An 881-nucleotide genomic window follows, 5' to 3' on the forward strand; every position below is an offset into this window, starting at 1 on the left:
CAGGTATTGGACCTTCTATTTTGCATCCTTTTAAGTCTAAGCTATCTAAATTTTTTAATCCGGATATTACATTCCAATCGGTTCCTTGAAAGTCTTTTTGTATATAAGATGAGGATAAATTTAAATAGTTTATGTACTCCAAATTTTTTATGCTTGCCGGTAGTTTGCCTTTTACATTATAAAAATAATATAAACTAAGTCCGGTAACATGACCATTCTCTACCATTACTCCATCCCATTTTATCTCATGTAAATTATTCTCTGCTATATTCCATTTTTCCCATTGGTGTGATCCTCTCCAATATGGGCCGTTCAATTGGTTATAAATATCTACTAAGGCTTGATACTCATTTTCCGGTACTTTCGGTAAATCTAAATCTATTTGGGTGAAGAGTAGATAATTATTTCCCATGTAACTATTATTAAGATTATCTTGATACAAGTAAAGGTCGTCTCCTTTTTTAATCGTTGATAATAACTTTTTAGGAATTGTAACAACTCCTTTTTCTGATACCGGTAGATTACCGTTAATTCTTTCTCCTCTCAAATAGAGCCTTATACTTGGTTTTTGAATAAAATCATATAAAAATATTTGGGGTAAATTTATTTCTATATCTTCTCCTTTATATGTTAATAAGGGGAAAGTAATACGTTGTTTTCTTAAATCGTAGTAAGTTACGCTGTCAGGTGAAAAGCCTTCTACTTCTGAGATACAATTGTTAGATAATAGTACTGTCTTTAAACTTTTTATTTTTTCCAGTTCTTTGGGTACTTTTTTTAATTGATTAGATGCAATATCTAGATATTCCAACTTAGTTTTAGAAATTGATGGGGGTAATTCTTGTATTTGATTTCCATAACATTCTAATTTAATTAAATTT

At 29.6% G+C, this 881-nt stretch carries 1 protein-coding gene; it reads right to left on the minus strand.

Annotation, left to right across the window (positions count from 1 at the left end; genetic code table 11):
- A partial coding sequence (locus GFV00_RS09655) for a leucine-rich repeat domain-containing protein (protein ID WP_185150022.1) occupies nucleotides 1–881 on the minus strand: 881 nt, incomplete at both ends.

The sequence above is a fragment of the Apibacter sp. B3935 genome, assembly GCF_009827705.1.
Lineage (GTDB): Bacteria > Bacteroidota > Bacteroidia > Flavobacteriales > Weeksellaceae > Apibacter.